The sequence below is a fragment of the Halorubrum sp. CBA1229 genome (genome assembly GCF_003721435.2).
Lineage (GTDB): Archaea > Halobacteriota > Halobacteria > Halobacteriales > Haloferacaceae > Halorubrum.
In genome coordinates this window covers 2,830,978-2,846,369 of the sequence record NZ_CP054585.1, presented here as the reverse complement: position 1 = coordinate 2,846,369, position 15,392 = coordinate 2,830,978, and the positions used below count along the sequence as shown (strand labels likewise).

Below are 15,392 nucleotides of genomic sequence, written 5' to 3'. Positions count from 1 at the left end.
GACGGGAGCGGTTCGTGTCACCCCCCGCGTAGGCGTTCTCGCACCCACCTTTAGGTCGCTGCGCGGAGTACGCGAGCGCATGGCACGCATCTCAGTCCTCGACGACGAGATATCGCTGGACGAGCCGACGCTGGTGGAGGGGTTCCCCGGCGTCGGCCTCGTCGGCAAGATCGCGACGGATCACATGATCGAGGTCCACGAGATGGACCACTACGCGAACGTCCACTGCGACGGGCTCCCGCGGGTGGCGGTCTACCGCGAGGACAACCGATCGCTGACGACCCCCGTGCGGCTCTACGCCGACTCGGAGCGGGACCTCGTCGCGCTCCGCAGCGACGTGCCGGTGAACCCGAGTGCCGCGACCGAGGTCGCCGGCTGCCTGGAGAGCTGGTTCTCGGAGACGGCGACGTTCCCGATATTCCTCTCCGGGCTCGGCAAGGAGAAGGGGGAGGCGCCGCCGGCGATCTACGGCATCGCGACCGGCGACGGCGGCGACGCGCTCGACCGCGCCGAGGTGACGGAGCCGCCCGAGGCCGGACTCGTCTCGGGGCCGACGGGCGCGATGCTCGCGGAGGCGCTGGAGCGCGACCGCGACGCCGTCGGGCTCGTCGTCGAGTCGGACCCGCAGTTCCCCGACCCCGAGGCCGCGCGGATTCTCATCAAGGACGGGATCGACCCGATCGCGGGAACGGAGACGTCGACCGACGGCCTCGTCGATCAGGCGACCGAGATCCGGGAGGCGAAGCGGGCGTTCGCCGAGCGGATGCAGCAGGCCACGGAGGAGAGCTCGCAGGCCGAGCCGCTGAAGATGTTCCAGTGAGCGCCGTGCGGGTCGTTTGATTTCAGTCGTCGGCCGCGCCGGGCGGGCCGTCGCCCGTCGCGCTCGCCCCGTTCCCGGCCTCCAGCTCGTCGAGGATCGGGCGGTACTTGAGCTGGATCTCGTCCCACTCGCGGTCGGGGTCGGAGTCGGCGACGAGCCCGACGCCGGCGAAGAGGGTGGCCCGCCGCGGCGTGGCGACCGCAGAGCGGATCGCGACCGCGAAGGCGCCGTTGCCGGCGGCGTCGATCCACCCGACCGGGGCGGCGTACCAGCCGCGGTCGAACGGCTCCGTCTCGTGGATCGTCTGTAAGGCGCGGTCCGGCGGGAGCCCGCCGACGGCGGGGGTCGGGTGGAGCGCCTCGACGAGTTCGAGCACGTGGCGGTCGTCGCTGAGCTCGGCCGTGATCGGCGTGTGGAGGTGCTGTACCGTCGCGAGCCGGCGGACTCTGCGCTCGCCGGCGGCGATGGAGGCGGCGAACGGCTCCAGCTGCTCGCGGACGGTGTCGGCGACGAGCTCGTGCTCGTGGACGTTCTTCGCGTCGTCGAGCAGCTCCTGTGCGAGCCACTCGTCTTCCGCCGGCGTCTCCCCCCGACCGGTGGTCCCGGCGAGCGCGTCGGTCTCGACGGTTCGTCCCCGCAGCGAGACGAGCCGCTCCGGGGTCGCGCCGAAGAAGGCGCTCCCGCCACCGTCCGGCTCGAAGTAGTACCGGTGACAGTCGGGGTACTTGCCGGCGAGCCGGTCCAGCGTCGCCGCCCGCGGGAACTCGGCCGCGAGGTCGGCCTCAAGCGCCTGCGCCAAGACGACTTTCTGCAGGTCGCCGCCGCGGATCCGGTCGACCGCGGCCTCGACGCTCTCGCGCCACGCCGCCCGGCTCGTGGTCCGGCGGGACTCGGCGATGCCGGGTCGCGGCGGCTCGCTCCCGTTGCCGTCGACCGCGGCGAGGCGCTCGGTCTCGGCCGCGAGCCGGTCCTCGACCGCCCCGACCGCGGCGTCCGGGCCTGCGGCGTTCACCGTGAGCCAGGTCCCGTTGTCCGCGAACGTGAGCTGGACGCGCGGGAGCACGAACCGCGCCTCCGGAAAGGGCCCCCACGGGTCGCCGTCGCACGCCCCCTCGTGGAAGGCGAACCCGCCGAAGACCCGGGGGCGAGCGGCCTCGGTCCCGGCGTGGACGTCGCCGGAGTCGAACAGGTCGGCGGCGGCGCTGCGGATCTCCGCAAACCGCTCCGGGCCGCTCGCGGCCAGCGTCGCGGCCGCTCCGCTCCCGAGCACGAGGGCGTCGTCCGGCGCGCTCCACGTCGTCCGCGGCGCCGAGAGGGCGTCGAACGCGGCCGCGAGCGAGGGCGCGTCGAATTCGACCGTGCGGCTGACGAGAGCCGGTGCCGACGTCGAACGCGCCCGTTCCATTACACGTGAGTGGGTGCCGCGGGCCCTTTATCCTGACTATCCCGGGGGTCGGCGCGGGCGGCGGCCGTCAGCTGTACCGCTCCTCGTTCCACGGGTCGGCGGTGTCGCTGTAGCCGCGCTTCTCCCAGTAGCCGAGCTCCTTCTCCGTGAGGAACTCGACCCCCGAGACCCATTTGGCTCCTTTATAAGCATATTTGTGCGGCGTGACGACTCGGATCGGCCCGCCGTGATCGGCCGGGAGGTCGTCGCCGTCGTAGCCGTACGCGAACAGGACGCCGTCGCGAGTGCACTCGTCGAGCGAGAGGTTCGTGGTGTACCCGTCGAGCGCGTGGAAGAGGACGTGTTCGACGTCGTCGCCGACCCCGGCGCGGTCGACGAGCTCGGTGAACTCGACGCCGGTGAACTCGCAGTCGAACTTGCTCCAGCCCGTGACGCAGTGGAAGTCCTGTCGCTGCGTGACGGACGGGAGGTCGCGGAACTCAGACAGCGAGTACGTCAGGGGGTCGTCGACGGCGCCCCAGGCCTCGAACGCGAACGTCTCGGGCTCTACCGAGGGCGTCCCGCTCTTCGAGAGCACCGGGAAGCGGTCGGTCTCGCGCTGGCCGGGGGGGAGCCGGTCGTCGCCGTACTCGCGGTAGAGCCCCGTGAGGTCCTCGACGTCGCCGCCGGTCTCGGCCGCGACGTCCGAGTCGCCGGATCCGGTCATGTAACGGTGAACGGTTCGCGTCCACGTATGCGTATCGCTCTCCGGATCAGACGGCACAGACCACACGGCGCCGGCGACGCCATCCGGTGGCCGAGAGGAGGGGGCGAAGCCGAGAGGAGGACCTGTCGTCTATCGGCTAGAAATTTTAGCTGACAGAGTTATAGTTCGAAGAGTCAAAACTGATTTTTTGTAAATGCCGGTGAGAGCTTTCCAATATCGGTATCCCCGACGCCACATTTATATACCCATTACTATTACTCCCGGGCAGGAAATGCCACGAGTAGAGATAACCGTGCCGGAGCATCTGGAGATGCAGATCGCTCAGATGGTCGAGCAGGGGGAGTTCCTCAACCGCGAGGAGGCGGTCGAGGAGCTCCTGTCGACGGGGATAAAGGCGTTCAAGACGAGCGGTCCGCGAGACGACGACGAGGACTCCGGCGGATTCGAGGACGAGGGCATGATGGGCCACGAAGACGAGTACGTGTTCTGAGCGGCCGGTCGTCCGCGCTCCGCGCCCCGACGTCTTTTTCGTTGGCGGTCGACGCCCGCGAGCCGTGCGTATGCCCCTCAACAACGCTTAAAGGGTCTACGGCCCGTATCCCGGGGTATGCACAAAGACGAGCTCCTCGAACTCCACGAACAGATGGTGACGATCATGGAGCACTTCCGCGCGCACGAGACCGTCGACGCCTCGCTGTTCGACCCGTACGACGAGCTGGAAGTCGACCCCTCGCACGTCCACAAGTCGAAGAGCGAGCACAAACACGCCGTATTCGTGCTCGGCAACGCGCTCGCGAACGCGATGAGCGAGGACGAGTTCTCCCCCGCCGGCCGGGTCGGCAAGCGGATGGAGGAGCTCGCGGACGACGCCGAGAGCAAGATCTAAGGAGCGCCCCCCGACCGCCCCCGCACCGTTCTCGGACCGTTCTCGGACCGTTCTCGGACCGTTCTCGATCGACGCCCCCGACCCGCGGATTGATATGCGGTCGACCGCTCTCTTCCCCACATGGTCGCGGAGGCGCTGACGTCCGACGCCGCGCACCTCGCGGTCGGCGGCGCGCTCGTCGCCGCATCGCTGGCGGTCGTTTATAAAACGGACCGGCCGAGCGGCGCCTGGACCCGGGCGCTCCGCTCGCGCCTCCTCCTCGGCGTGCCGTGGGGGACGCTCGTCGCCGTCGCCGGCGTCATCGGGGTGTACCTGTTCGTCCAGAGCGGGCTGGAGAACCCCGGCCGGCCCGTCGTGATTCCGTTTCGCTCGTGGTCGTACCTCTACCCGGAGGGGCTCTTCTGGTCGAGCTTCGCGCACGCGAATCGGGGTCACATCACGGGGAACCTCCTCTCGACGCTCGTCGCCGGCGGGATCGCCGAGTACGCGTTCGGCCACTTCCCGGGCGGCCGAGAGGTCGACGGCGAGACGGGGACGCTCCGCTCCGCGCTGCCGTCGCGCGCGTCGATTGGGCGGATCCGGTCCGAGGGGCTCTCCGCCGTCGGGTTCGACCGGGGCCTCCCGACGGCCGCGTCGCTCTCGGCGGTCGCCTCGGGATCGGGCGCTCGCTCGCTCGCCGAAAATCCGTACGTCCGCGCCCTCGCGATCGTGCCGGGAGCGATGGCGCTGTTCGGCGTCCTCGCCTCGCTGTTCGTCTTGGGCCCGGTGATCGGCTTCTCGGGGGTCGTCTTCGCGCTGTGGGGGTTCGCGCTCGTCTGCTATCCGATCGGCACGATCGCCGCGCTCACGGGCGCGACGCTGGTGAACGTCGCGTACGAGACCCTCCGCAACCCGGTCGTCACCGGCGAAGCGAGCGGTTCCTACGGGCCGCCGGGGTGGGCGAACGTCGCGATCCAGGGCCACGCGCTCGGGCTCATCGCCGGGGCCATCGTCGCGGTGTGGCTCGTCCGACGGCGGAGACGCGAGACCGAAGCCGACCCCTACGCCGATCGCGACACCGGTCCAGGCGCCGTGTCGCGGGCGATCGTCTCGGACGGCGGCCGGGGAACGACCGCGCTCGTCGCGTTCGGCGCGGTCCTCCTGTTTGGCGCGTCCCGTCGGCTCTGGGCGGTGTACTGGTACCTCGGGAACGAGCGGTACGAGCTGTACCGGGCGATCGGGCTCGGGTTGCTCGCGGCCCTCGCCGCGGTCGTCGCCCTCGCGGTCGCGGGGCGGGACGAGCCGCTCCGCCCCGATCTGGCCGTGCCCGAGCCCGAGACGATTCGAGGGGCCGTCCGGTCTCTCACCCCGGCCGCGGTCGGCCTCCTGCTGCTCGCGTCGGCGCTGGCGGTCGTCGCCGGCCCCGGCGTGGTCCCGAACCTCGTCGCCGTCGACGACGGCGACCTGCCGGGCGACCCGATCGAGGTCGAGGGGTATCAGGTGACGTACGCGGAGAACGTCGAGAACCAGCTGGTGAGCGTCGTCGACGTCGAGGCGTTCGGCCGGTCGACGAGCGTCAACACCTCGGGGGTGCTCGTGAAGAACGCGGACCGGGAGATCTGGACCACCGCGGTCTCGCGCGGGAACCTCGCCTTCTGGGGCTACCGCGCCGTCGACGTGGGCGGGGCCGGGTGGCGCGAGACGGTCTGGGTCCAACGAGTCGGCTGGGTGGCCGCGAACGGCGGCCCGACGTACCGGATCGACGCCCTCCGGAACGAGACCAGATCCACGCTGTTCACGAGCGAGCCGGCGCGGGCGGAGCCGCGGATCGACGGGCGCAACGTCACGGTCGCGGCGGTCGAGGGCGGTTTCGAGCTGCGCGTCGCGCACGGCGGCGAGACCGAGCGGGCGGCGCTGCCGGTCGAAAACGAGACGGTGACGCTCCGGGGGGTCGCGTTCGTTCGCGAGGAGGACGCCGTGTTCGCGGAGCGGGGGGAGACGCGGGTGCGGATCGCGACCCGGGAGCGGTACGAGGGGCGGCAATAAAGTAGATCGGTTGCTGTTTTATGTGTCGTTGACGATTCCGCAGGCACTGTTTATAAACGAATAGCCGCTCGGCTGTAGATCGTTACTGTCTGTGACGTAAAATTGACCTCCAAAGCCCCAGCCGCTCATTTATAAGCGGATGAGACTGGATCGGCGGTTAACCACTTCAAAGCCCCAGCGGCGAGGACTCGCGCGGCTTGCTGCGCGCTTCGGTCGCTCGCTACGCTCGCTCCCTGTAGTGCTTACTGCGCCGTGCGTCGTCCTCGCCGCTGCCCCTTTGAGTCCCGCCCCGCACAGCACCGCAACTGCACCTCACACCTCCCCAGCCTCGTCGCTGGCGCCGTGGGCGCCAGCGACTCCCTCGCGCGGTGCTCCTCGTGGCCTACCGGCCACTCAGAGGCACGCGCCACTGCCGTTCTATTTATAAATGGCCCTCACTGCTAAGCCCACTCGATCCGGTACACCTCGGCGTCGACGTCGCGCGACTCGTCGGCGTGGTGGTCGAACTGCGCGTCGATCGCGAAGTCGGCCGCGAAGGCGTGGGTTACCTCGCCGCCGTTGTCGGCCGCGAACGCCTCCACGAACGCCTCGCTGCCCGCGTTGTGGACCGAGTAGGAGACGGCCGCGACGCGGCTCGCCGTCGCCAGGAACCCGCGGTCGGCGTTCCGGTTCCCGTCCTGCGCGCCGAACGGGGGATTCATCACGACCGTCACCGGATCAGGCACGGCCAGCGGGAGCCGCGTCGCGTCGGCCTGGATCCAGTGGACGGGGGCGCTCGCGGCCACTCGACGCTGGTTCGCGGTCGCGGTGGTCAACGCGGCGCGGTCGATCTCCACGCCGAACACGCGGGCGGGGCCGCGGAGGGCGGCGGCGAGCGCGAGCATCCCGGTCCCGGTGCCGAGGTCGAGGACGGTGCGGCCGTCGACGTCGCCGTGGAGGTCCGCGAGGTGGACGACGTGCGCGGCCAAGTCCGGCGGCGTCGGGTACTGTTCGAGCGCGAGGCGCGGCTCCTCGAACCCCGAGACGACGCCGAGCTTCGTCGCGAGCGAGCGCTTCGACGCCATCCGTCAGGCCGCGGTCGCGTCGCCGTCGACCCGGACGAGTTCGACCCCCTCGCGGCGGGCGCGTTCGGCCAGCGCCGACAGCGCCGGCTCCGCCGCGTTCGGATCCGAGATCCCGTCGAGACGGACCTCTATCCGACCGGCGCCGAGGAACGAGGCGGCGCGGACGAACTCGCGGAGCCGGTCGGCCTCGCGCTGTGTCGCGAGCGTGTCCTCGCAGTCGAAGCAGGCCTCGACCGACAGCGTCGCCGGCTGGTACCCGCGGGCCGAGAGCTCGGCCTTGAGGTCGCGGAGGTGCTCGGGGGCGGTGCTGTCGAGGTCGGCGGCGTCGATGACGATGGGATCGATCTCCGCCGGTCGACAGCCGCGGAGCGTCCCCTCGATCGCGTCGGACTGCGTCGTGCTCATGGCAGCTAATATGTTATAGTTATACAAAAGTCTTTGTGAATGTTTGGTGGTAATTTTATCGGTGAGACCGAGGCGCGAATGTGACCCGCCACAGCGGTCACGTTTCGTGTTCGACGCCCGGCGGTTCCGTCGGCAGCGAGCCCGCAAACGACGGCGGGGAACTCGGGTGAACAGGCGAACGAACGCTCGAAACCCTATTTCAGCCCAGTTACGGGAACACTCCGAGCGGCGAGGACGACGACGGATCCGGGACAAAGGTTTAAATGCAGGAGTAACCAGAAACCTTATAATGGAACGTCCGAGCCGCCAGCGGCAACAGGAGCGGGACACCGAGCGAGAGTCGGACGAAACGGAGACGGTCTCCTGTCCGGAGTGCGAGTCGGAGGACATCGTCACCGACGCGGACCAAGAGCTCGTGTGCGAGGACTGCGGGCTGGTGTTGGACGAGCGGAACATCGACCGGGGGCCGGAGTGGCGCGCGTTCAACCACTCCGAGCGGCAGTCGAAGTCGCGCGTCGGCGCTCCGATCACGGAGACGATGCACGACAAGGGGCTGACGACGACGATCGACTGGAAGGACAAGGACGCGTACGGGCGGTCGCTCTCCTCCGAGAAGCGGTCGCAGATGCACCGGCTGCGGAAGTGGCAAGAGCGGATTCGGACGAAGGACGCGGGCGAGCGCAACCTCCAGTTCGCGCTCTCGGAGATCGACCGCATGGCGAGCGCGCTCGGCGTCCCCCGGTCGGTACGCGAGGTCGCCTCGGTCATCTACCGACGGGCCTTGAACGAGGACCTCATCCGCGGCCGCTCGATCGAGGGCGTCTCCACCGCCGCGCTCTACGCCGCCTGCCGGCAGGAGGGGATCCCCCGCTCCCTCGACGAGGTCGCCGACGTCTCGCGGGTCCCGCAAAAGGAGATCGGCCGGACGTACCGCTACATCTCCCAGGAGCTCGGCTTAGAGCTCAAGCCCGTCGACCCCAAACAGTTCGTCCCGCGCTTCGCCTCCTCGCTGGAGCTGAGCGAGGAGGTCCAGTCGAAGGCGACCGAGATCATCGACGTCTCCGCCGAGCAGGGGCTCCTCTCCGGGAAGTCTCCGACCGGCTTCGCCGCCGCCGCGATCTACGCGGCCTCCCTGCTCTGTAACGAGAAGAAGACCCAGCGCGAGGTCGCCGACGTCGCGCAGGTCACCGAGGTCACCATCCGCAACCGGTACCAAGAGCAGATCGAAGCGATGGGGTTCCGCTAGCGGCGCGGTCGCGCGGTCCGCTCGCGGACCGTCCGTGGTGATCGGGTTTTTAATCGATACCGAGCGTAGCGGGTCGTGAGATGTACTCGCAGATCCTCGTACCGACGGACGGTAGTCCCGCGTCTGACGCCGCGATCGAAAACGCGATCGACCTCGCCGAGCAGTACGACGCCACGCTCCACGCGCTGTACGTCGTCGACGGCGCGGCCTACTCGACGCTCGAGGCGGGGTCCCAGGTCGTCGTCGACGCTCTCGAGTCCGAGGGGGAAGAGGCCACCCGGCGGGTCGCGGAGGCCGCCGAGCGCGCGGACGTGGACTGCGAGACGGTCGTCGCGACGGGGACCGCGTACAGCACGATCCGCGACTACGTCGACGAACACGCGATCGACATGGTCGTGATGGGAACGCACGGTCGGAAGGGGCTCGACCGGTACCTCCTCGGCAGCGTCACCGAGCGGGTCGTCCGGACCTCGGACGTGCCGGTCCTCACCGTCCGCCATCCGACCGATGAGTGAGCCGCCGTCCCGGCGGTGGTGATCCCCGTGCGCGACTGGCTCTCACACCGGGTCGCCGCCTCCCCCGACGACGCGGCGCTCGTGCGGGCCGAAGACGGCGAGTCGTGGACGTACACGGACCTCGACCGGCTCGTCTCGGAGACGGCCGGACGGCTCGCCGCTCACGGGATCGAGTCGGGCGACAGGCTCGGCGTGATCACCCCGCCGTACGTGGGGACCGTCGGACTGGTCCACGCGGCGATGCGGATCGGGGCGACGTTCGTCCCGCTCGGGCAGGACCTCACGCCTAGAGAGCTCTCCGCGCGGATCGAGCGAGCGGACCTCTCGGCGGTCGTCTGCGCGGAGCCCACCGAAGACGACGCGCTGGCGGCCGTCGACGGGATCGAGGGCACGCCGCTGTTCTCCGTCGACGACCCGACCGACGCGACCGTCACGGGCGTCCACGAGGTGGAACCGTCGCCGGTCGACCCCCCCGAGTGGGACCGCTCCGATCACCTCTGTATCCTCTTCACGTCGGGAACGACCGGGACTCCCAAGCCGGTCCCGCTCACCGCGGGCAACGTGTACAGCTCCGCCGTCGCCTCCGCGTTCCGCCTCGGAGTCGATCCCGGCGACCGCTGGCTCGTCTCCCTCTCACTCCACCACATGGGCGGGCTCGCCCCGGTGTACCGGTCCGCCCTGTACGGGACGACGCTCGTGCTCCGCGAGGGGTTCGACGCCGGCGGCACCGCGGACGACATCGACACGTACGACGTCACCGGCGTCTCGCTCGTGCCGACGATGCTCAAGCAGATGCTCGACAGGCGCGGCACCCTCTCGGACACGCTCCGCGTGGTCCTGCTCGGGGGCGCGCCGGCGCCGGACGAGCTGTTAGAGCGCTGCCGCGACTACTCGATCCCGGTGCATCCGACGTACGGGATGACCGAGTCCGCCTCGCAGATCGCGACCGCGACGCCGCGGCAGACGCGGGGCCGGCTCGGCACCGTCGGCCGTCCACTGTTCGGCACTGAGGTCACGATCGTCGACGAGGACGGAGCGCCGGTCGCCGACGGCGAGACGGGCGAGATCGTCGTCGACGGGCCGACGGTGACGCCGGGATATCTGGAGCGCCCGTCGGGTGACGACGACGGGGCGTCAGCCGAACTGGACCGCTCTGACTTCGACCGGCACGGACTCCACACCGGAGACGTGGGTCGGTTCGACGAGGACGGCTACCTCTACGTGCTCAACCGGCTCGACGACCGGATCATCACCGGCGGCGAGAACGTCGAGCCCGGCGAGGTGAGCGACGTGCTCCGGGGGTTCTCCGCGGTCGAGGACGTCGTCGTCGTCGGCCTCGACGACGAGATGTGGGGCGAGCGGGTCGCGGCGCTGCTCGCGGTCGGGGACCGGACCGGAGAGGCGGTCGACGAGGCGGCCCTCGAGGCGTTCGTCAGGGACCGGCTCACCGGCTTCAAGATCCCAAAGACGATCACCTTCGTCGACGAACTCCCCCGGACCGTCTCGGGCACCGTCGACCGGGAGGCCGTGCGGGAGGTGCTACGGGAGCGCGGCCGTGACCTGAACAGCGAACCGGAGCCGGAACTGGAAAGGGCCGGCTTCGAGCCCGCGGACCCGACCGATCCCCCGGACAGCGACGACACCGACGGTCCCGACCGCGACCACGTCGAGATCGACGACGCCGAGGCGGTCGCGAACGGGGAGGAACGGGCGGACCACGAGGGGGGCGGCGACGGCACGGACGAGGGGGAAGACAGCGACGAGGCGAACACGGAAGCAGACGACGAGGACGACGCCGGCGCGGACCGTGCGGGGAACGACGGCGACACAGGTCCTGCGGAGGCCGTCGCTGACGCAGACCCTGCGGGGGACGACTCAGAGGAGGTCGACGACGGAACCGTCACGGAAAACGACGACGAGACGGCGCGAAGCGACGGATAAACTCACCCGACATTTTTCGTTGTTCCACGAACGTTTTGGTCGCGGAGCCCGCGAATCGGATATGGACCTACTCGACGACAGCGTCGTGCCGAAACGCGCGCGCGACGTGAAGGCCGAGGCCCGCGAGTTCGCCGACGAGCACATCGCGCCGAACGCGGCGGAGTACTACGACTCGGGCGACTACCCCTGGGAGATTCTGGAAGCGGGGATGGACGCGGGGCTCGTCGCGCAGGACATCGGCGAGGAGTACGGGGGGAAGGGGTTCGACCTCGCGCAGGTGCTTGCGATCGCGGAGGAGTTCTACCGCGCCGACGCCGGCATCGCGCTCACCCTCCAGCTCGCGAGCTTCGGCGCCGAGATGGTCGAGCAGTACGGCACCGACGAGCAGAAGGAGGAGTACCTCCGTCCAGTCGCGGAGAACGACCAGATATCGGGGCTCGCCGTCTCTGAGCCCGAGACCGGCTCCGACCTCGCGGGGATGACCACGAAGGCCGAGACGGTCGAGGGCGGGTACGAACTCACCGGGGAGAAGTACTGGGTCGGCAACGCGGTCGAGGCCGACTGGCTCACCGTCTACGCCAAGACCGGCGAGAGCGACGACCGCTACTCGAACTACACCCTGTTCATCGTCGAGACTGACTCGGAGGGATACGAGGCGGAACACATCCCGGAGAAGATGGGGATGCGCGCCTCCAAGCAGGGCCACATCGTCTTCGAGGACTGCTTCGTTCCCGAGGAGAACGTCGTCGGCAGCGAGGGCGGCGGCTTCTACGTGCTCGCGGACTTCTTCAACCACGGCCGGGTGATCGTCGGCGGCCACGGGCTCGGGCTCGCGGCCGCCGCCATCGAGGAGGCCGAGGAGTTCGTCCACGGCCGCAACGCCTTCGGCCGCACCGTCAACGAGTTCCAGGCGGTCCAGCACACCCTCTCCGACATGCGGATCGGCTTCGAGTCGGCGCGCGCGCTCAACTGGCGGGCCTGCGAGAAGGTCGCGAACAACGAGGACGCGGGCTACTGGGCCGCGCTGGCGAAGACCAAGTCCACCGAGGTCGCCACCGACTGCGCCGAGAAGGGCATGAAGCTCCACGGCGGCCGGTCGATCCTCACCGACCGGCGGATCGCCCGCGTCTACCGCGACGTGCGCATCCCGGTGATCTACGAGGGCGCGAACGACATCCAGCGGAACCTGATCTACCGGCAGTCGCGATAGGCCGCCCGACCGAGTCGGCTTTTTAAATCCGCTCCGCGAGCGCGCCGAGCGCCTCGCTCCCGCCCGACGTGAGGGGCTCGCCGTGACCGACGCAGGCGACGTCGAACGGCGGAGCGCGCTCGGCGAGGTCTCGGACGCTGTCGAGTACCCGGTCCGTGTCGTAGCTGATGAGCCACTCGGAGGGTTCGAGCGCGCCGTCGGACTCCGAGACGAGGTCGCCCAGCAGCGCGACGCCAAGCTCCTCGCTCACGTACGCGACGTGGCCCGGGGTGTGTCCGGGGGTGTGGTAGGCGGTGAACGATCCGAGCCGCTCGCCGTCGGCGACCGCTTTGACCTCGAGGTCCGGCGGCGTCGTGAACAGCCCGGCGAGGCGCTGCAGCGCGCCCTTGTGGTTGCGCAGCGGCGGCGATCGCTCACCGCGGAGGACCGCCGCGTCGAACGCGCCGGTATAAACGGTCGCGTCGAGCTCGGGTGTCAGCGCGGCGAGCGTCCCGACGTGGTCGATATCGTAGTGGGTGAGCAGCACCCGGCCGACGTCCGCGACGTCGACGCCGGCGTCGGCGAATCCCTCGCGGATCGCCGCCTCGTCCCACGGCGTCCCCGCGTCGACGAGCGTGGGCACGTCGTCGTCGACGAGGTAGGCGCTGACGCCGCGCAGCTCGAACCGCCACACTCCGTCCGCGAGTTCCGTCGCCATGCGAGGCCGTAGCGACCGGCGGGGTTTGACGCTGGCGGCCGGGGAGACCGCGAATCGGTTCGTCCCGCGCTCGCGCGCCGCCGGCGACGAAAACGCCAAGACGCCGCGCCGATACTTCGGCGTATGCGACTCGAGGATTACTGGGGGATCGGCCCGAAGACGAGCGAGCAGCTCGTCTCGGCGCTGGGGACCTCGCGGGCGATCGAGGCGATCGAGGCGGCCGACGTCCGGGCGCTCGTCGACGCCGGGCTCCACCGCGGCCGGGCGACTCGTATCCTCCGCCGGGCCAACGGGGAGGCCGGCATGGACGTCCTCGCAACGGGGGACACCCGCTCGGTGTACGACGACCTGCTCTCGCTGGCCGCCGGCCACGCCCTGACGGCCCACGCCGCCGACCGGATTCGGGTGTTGACGCCGCTGGCCGACCGGGACGCGGTCGAGACGCGACTCGATAGCGTGGTCGCGGCGCGTGACGCGTGGGAGGGGCTCACCGAGGCCGACCGCGACCGGGTGACCGAGGCGTTCGACGCCTACGACGACGCGGAGGGGTCGGACCTGGCGGCCGTCGAGACCGCTCTGGCGCTCCGCGAGGCGGGGCTCGACGACGGCCCCTTCGAGGCGATCGGGGAGCTTGAGGCGGACGCCCTGCAGGACGCAGCCGACGCGCTCGCGGACGTGCGCGGTCAGATCGACCCGTCGGGCGCCGGGAGCGACGGCGAGATCGAGGTCGCCCGCGGCGCCGACGACGAGCTGGACCGCCTGCGGGATCAGCTCGACGCGGCCGAGGAGCTGGCGAACTCCGCGTTCGACGTGCTCGACGCGGTAAGGGACGGCTCGCTGCGCGACTTCGAGGCCCTGGAAGCCGCGACGATCGACCACGTCGCGAGCGAGACCGGCGTCGACCCGGCGACGGTACGCTCTGTCGCGCCCGACGACGCGCTCGACGCCGCCGACTTCGTCTCCGCCACTCTCCGCGACCTCGTCGCGGAGCTGGAGGAGGCGGTCGCGGAGCGCGAGGAGACGGTCGCCGCCGACATCCGCGAGCGGATCGGCGGGGTGCGAGCGACCGGCGAAGACGACGGGGACGCCGCGGACGGCGAGCGGGGGAGAGACGAGACGGACGACGAGCCGGGGAGCCACGTCGCCCGCGCGGTTTCCGCCGTCTCGGACGCCGCGTTCCTGCTCTCGCTCGCGCGGTTCGCGGCCGCCTACGACCTCGTCCGGCCGACCCTCGTCGACGACGGGATCGCGGTGCGGAACGCGCGGAATCCCTTTATCGCCGGCGACGTCCAGCCGGTGTCGTACGCGGTCGGGACCCACTCGCTCGACGACGACGCCGGCGTCGCGAGCGTCGACGCGCCGCCGACGGGCGACCGGGTAAGCGTCCTCACGGGCGCGAACTCGGGCGGGAAGACGACGCTCCTGGAGACGGTCTGTGCGGTCGCGCTGCTCGCGTCGATGGGGATCCCGGTGCCGGCCGAGTCGGCGGAGGTGGGTGCGTTCGACCGGATCGTCTTCCACCGCCGCCACGCCTCCTTTAACGCCGGCGTGCTGGAGTCGACGCTGAAGTCCGTGGTCCCGCCGCTGGTCGAGGACGGGCGGACGCTCATGCTCGTCGACGAGTTCGAGGCGATCACGGAGCCGGGGCGGGCAGCCGACCTCTTAAACGGGCTCGTGACGCTGACGGTCGACCGCGGCGCGCTCGGCGTGTACGTCACGCACCTCGCGGAGGACCTGAGCCCGCTCCCCGACGCCGCCCGGATCGACGGGATCTTCGCGGAGGGGCTCACGAACGACCTGGAGCTGCGCGTCGACTACCAGCCGCGCTTCGGCACGGTCGGCAAGTCGACGCCGGAGTTCATCGTCTCGCGGCTCGTCGCGAACGCGAGCGACCGCGGCGTCCGGGCCGGCTTCGAACACCTCGCCGGCGCCGTCGGCGAGGAGGCCGTCCAGCGCACCCTCTCGGACGCCGAGTGGACGAGTGGCGATGACTGACGGCGACGCGAGCGGCTCCGGCGGCGGCGCGGACGGTCCCGATCGGATCCGCTCCATCGCGGTCCACCGCGAGGACGTCGCGAGCGCGCTCGAAGCGACCCTCAGGAGCGACCGCGAGGTCGTCCTGCGCGTGACGCCCCCGTTTTCCGGACGGATGCGCGCCCGACTGCACGCCCTCGACGCGGACGCACCGAAGGTCGACGGTGAGGGCGAGAGCGGCGACGCCCCCGCTCCGATCCGCGTCGATCCGCGGGATCTCGTCGCCGACGTTCCGCCGTATCCGGAGGTCGACGAGACGGCGGCGGACCACCCCGACGCCGACGTCGAGACGCGCCGCGAGCTCCACGCGGAAGCCGTCGAGTCGTGGCGCGAGCGCGTGCGGGAGTCGGTCGTCTCGGTCGTCGAGATCGCGGTCGGCGACGAGACCCGTGAGGTCGACGTGACCGCGCTCGGCTGACTTCGGCCAATAGCTCCAAC

At 70.5% G+C, this 15,392-nt stretch carries 15 protein-coding genes; 10 read left to right on the top strand and 5 right to left on the bottom strand.

The features are described 5' to 3' along the window. Window positions 1-79: 79 nt before the first annotated feature. A complete protein-coding gene (locus Hrr1229_RS14320; RefSeq protein WP_123112276.1) occupies window positions 80-820 on the top strand; it encodes a PAC2 family protein in 741 nt (246 codons plus the stop codon). Between the two features lie 22 nt (window positions 821-842). Here the strand turns inward: Hrr1229_RS14320 and Hrr1229_RS14315 are convergent, their stop codons facing one another. Next, a complete protein-coding gene (locus Hrr1229_RS14315) occupies window positions 843-2,225 on the bottom strand; it encodes an isochorismate synthase (RefSeq protein WP_123112277.1) in 1,383 nt (460 codons plus the stop codon). Between the two features lie 67 nt (window positions 2,226-2,292). Continuing rightward, a complete protein-coding gene (locus tag Hrr1229_RS14310; protein ID WP_123112278.1) occupies window positions 2,293-2,931 on the bottom strand; it encodes a molybdopterin-dependent oxidoreductase in 639 nt (212 codons plus the stop codon). 271 nt (window positions 2,932-3,202) lie between these two features. On the opposite strand from Hrr1229_RS14310, the gene Hrr1229_RS14305 reads away from it, so the two are divergent. The 3 genes from Hrr1229_RS14305 to Hrr1229_RS14295 all read left to right on the top strand — a co-directional run bounded on the left by Hrr1229_RS14305 (window position 3,203) and on the right by Hrr1229_RS14295 (window position 5,842). Further along, entirely contained in the window at window positions 3,203-3,421 is a 219-nt protein-coding gene (locus Hrr1229_RS14305) for a cell surface protein (RefSeq protein ID WP_123112279.1), read from the top strand. A gap of 117 nt (window positions 3,422-3,538) precedes the next feature. Beyond that, on the top strand, window positions 3,539-3,817 hold the full coding sequence (locus Hrr1229_RS14300) for a UPF0058 family protein (protein ID WP_123112280.1): 279 nt from the start codon (window positions 3,539-3,541) through the stop codon (window positions 3,815-3,817). A gap of 120 nt (window positions 3,818-3,937) precedes the next feature. Next, window positions 3,938-5,842: a rhomboid family intramembrane serine protease gene (locus Hrr1229_RS14295; RefSeq protein WP_123112281.1), complete on the top strand. Its 1,905-nt coding sequence runs from the start codon at window positions 3,938-3,940 to the stop codon at window positions 5,840-5,842. Window positions 5,843-6,282: 440 nt separating this feature from the next. On the opposite strand, the gene Hrr1229_RS14290 is transcribed toward Hrr1229_RS14295, so the two are convergent. Further along, on the bottom strand, window positions 6,283-6,906 hold the full coding sequence (locus Hrr1229_RS14290) for an METTL5 family protein (protein WP_123112282.1): 624 nt from the start codon (window positions 6,904-6,906) through the stop codon (window positions 6,283-6,285). A gap of 3 nt (window positions 6,907-6,909) precedes the next feature. Beyond that, complete coding sequence (locus Hrr1229_RS14285) at window positions 6,910-7,311, bottom strand: hypothetical protein (protein ID WP_176329418.1); 402 nt, start codon at window positions 7,309-7,311, stop codon at window positions 6,910-6,912. 289 nt (window positions 7,312-7,600) lie between these two features. Between Hrr1229_RS14285 and Hrr1229_RS14280 the strand changes: the two genes are divergently transcribed. From Hrr1229_RS14280 to Hrr1229_RS14265, 4 genes are all read left to right on the top strand, one after another. After that, a complete protein-coding gene (locus Hrr1229_RS14280) occupies window positions 7,601-8,557 on the top strand; it encodes a transcription initiation factor IIB (RefSeq protein ID WP_123112283.1) in 957 nt (318 codons plus the stop codon). Between the two features lie 80 nt (window positions 8,558-8,637). Further along, a complete protein-coding gene (locus tag Hrr1229_RS14275; RefSeq protein WP_123112284.1) occupies window positions 8,638-9,072 on the top strand; it encodes a universal stress protein in 435 nt (144 codons plus the stop codon). A gap of 27 nt (window positions 9,073-9,099) precedes the next feature. Continuing rightward, window positions 9,100-11,013 (top strand): o-succinylbenzoate--CoA ligase, encoded by a 1,914-nt coding sequence (gene menE, locus Hrr1229_RS14270; RefSeq protein WP_123114816.1) that lies wholly within the window; start codon window positions 9,100-9,102, stop codon window positions 11,011-11,013. A gap of 61 nt (window positions 11,014-11,074) precedes the next feature. Further along, window positions 11,075-12,223: an acyl-CoA dehydrogenase family protein gene (locus Hrr1229_RS14265; protein ID WP_123112285.1), complete on the top strand. Its 1,149-nt coding sequence runs from the start codon at window positions 11,075-11,077 to the stop codon at window positions 12,221-12,223. A gap of 22 nt (window positions 12,224-12,245) precedes the next feature. Here Hrr1229_RS14265 and Hrr1229_RS14260 read toward each other — a convergent pair whose 3' ends face one another. Then, a complete protein-coding gene (locus Hrr1229_RS14260; protein WP_123112286.1) occupies window positions 12,246-12,920 on the bottom strand; it encodes an MBL fold metallo-hydrolase in 675 nt (224 codons plus the stop codon). Between the two features lie 123 nt (window positions 12,921-13,043). On the opposite strand from Hrr1229_RS14260, the gene Hrr1229_RS14255 reads away from it, so the two are divergent. Further along, window positions 13,044-14,915 carry a DNA mismatch repair protein gene (locus Hrr1229_RS14255; RefSeq protein ID WP_123112287.1) on the top strand — a complete coding sequence of 624 codons (1,872 nt, stop codon included), beginning with the start codon at window positions 13,044-13,046 and terminating at the stop codon, window positions 14,913-14,915. After that, window positions 14,908-15,372, top strand: a complete 465-nt coding sequence (locus Hrr1229_RS14250) for a hypothetical protein (protein WP_123112288.1) — start codon at window positions 14,908-14,910, stop codon at window positions 15,370-15,372. Before Hrr1229_RS14255 ends, Hrr1229_RS14250 begins: the two co-directional genes overlap by 8 nt. Window positions 15,373-15,392 lie beyond the last annotated feature (20 nt).

Excerpts from the sequence above, each read along its gene's own strand:
- Hrr1229_RS14250 (WP_123112288.1), top strand. The coding sequence starts at position 14,908 with ATGACTGACGGCGACGCGAGCGGCTCCGGCGGCGGCGCGGACGGTCCC.
- Hrr1229_RS14320 (WP_123112276.1), top strand. The coding sequence starts at position 80 with ATGGCACGCATCTCAGTCCTCGACGACGAGATATCGCTGGACGAGCCG.
- Hrr1229_RS14290 (WP_123112282.1), bottom strand. The coding sequence starts at position 6,906 with ATGGCGTCGAAGCGCTCGCTCGCGACGAAGCTCGGCGTCGTCTCGGGG.
- Hrr1229_RS14280 (WP_123112283.1), top strand. The coding sequence starts at position 7,601 with ATGGAACGTCCGAGCCGCCAGCGGCAACAGGAGCGGGACACCGAGCGA.
- Hrr1229_RS14260 (WP_123112286.1), bottom strand. The coding sequence starts at position 12,920 with ATGGCGACGGAACTCGCGGACGGAGTGTGGCGGTTCGAGCTGCGCGGC.
- Hrr1229_RS14255 (WP_123112287.1), top strand. The coding sequence starts at position 13,044 with ATGCGACTCGAGGATTACTGGGGGATCGGCCCGAAGACGAGCGAGCAG.
- Hrr1229_RS14305 (WP_123112279.1), top strand. The coding sequence starts at position 3,203 with ATGCCACGAGTAGAGATAACCGTGCCGGAGCATCTGGAGATGCAGATC.
- Hrr1229_RS14265 (WP_123112285.1), top strand. The coding sequence starts at position 11,075 with ATGGACCTACTCGACGACAGCGTCGTGCCGAAACGCGCGCGCGACGTG.
- Hrr1229_RS14295 (WP_123112281.1), top strand. The coding sequence starts at position 3,938 with ATGGTCGCGGAGGCGCTGACGTCCGACGCCGCGCACCTCGCGGTCGGC.
- Hrr1229_RS14285 (WP_176329418.1), bottom strand. The coding sequence starts at position 7,311 with ATGAGCACGACGCAGTCCGACGCGATCGAGGGGACGCTCCGCGGCTGT.
- Hrr1229_RS14275 (WP_123112284.1), top strand. The coding sequence starts at position 8,638 with ATGTACTCGCAGATCCTCGTACCGACGGACGGTAGTCCCGCGTCTGAC.
- Hrr1229_RS14310 (WP_123112278.1), bottom strand. The coding sequence starts at position 2,931 with ATGACCGGATCCGGCGACTCGGACGTCGCGGCCGAGACCGGCGGCGAC.
- Hrr1229_RS14315 (WP_123112277.1), bottom strand. The coding sequence starts at position 2,225 with ATGGAACGGGCGCGTTCGACGTCGGCACCGGCTCTCGTCAGCCGCACG.
- Hrr1229_RS14300 (WP_123112280.1), top strand. The coding sequence starts at position 3,539 with ATGCACAAAGACGAGCTCCTCGAACTCCACGAACAGATGGTGACGATC.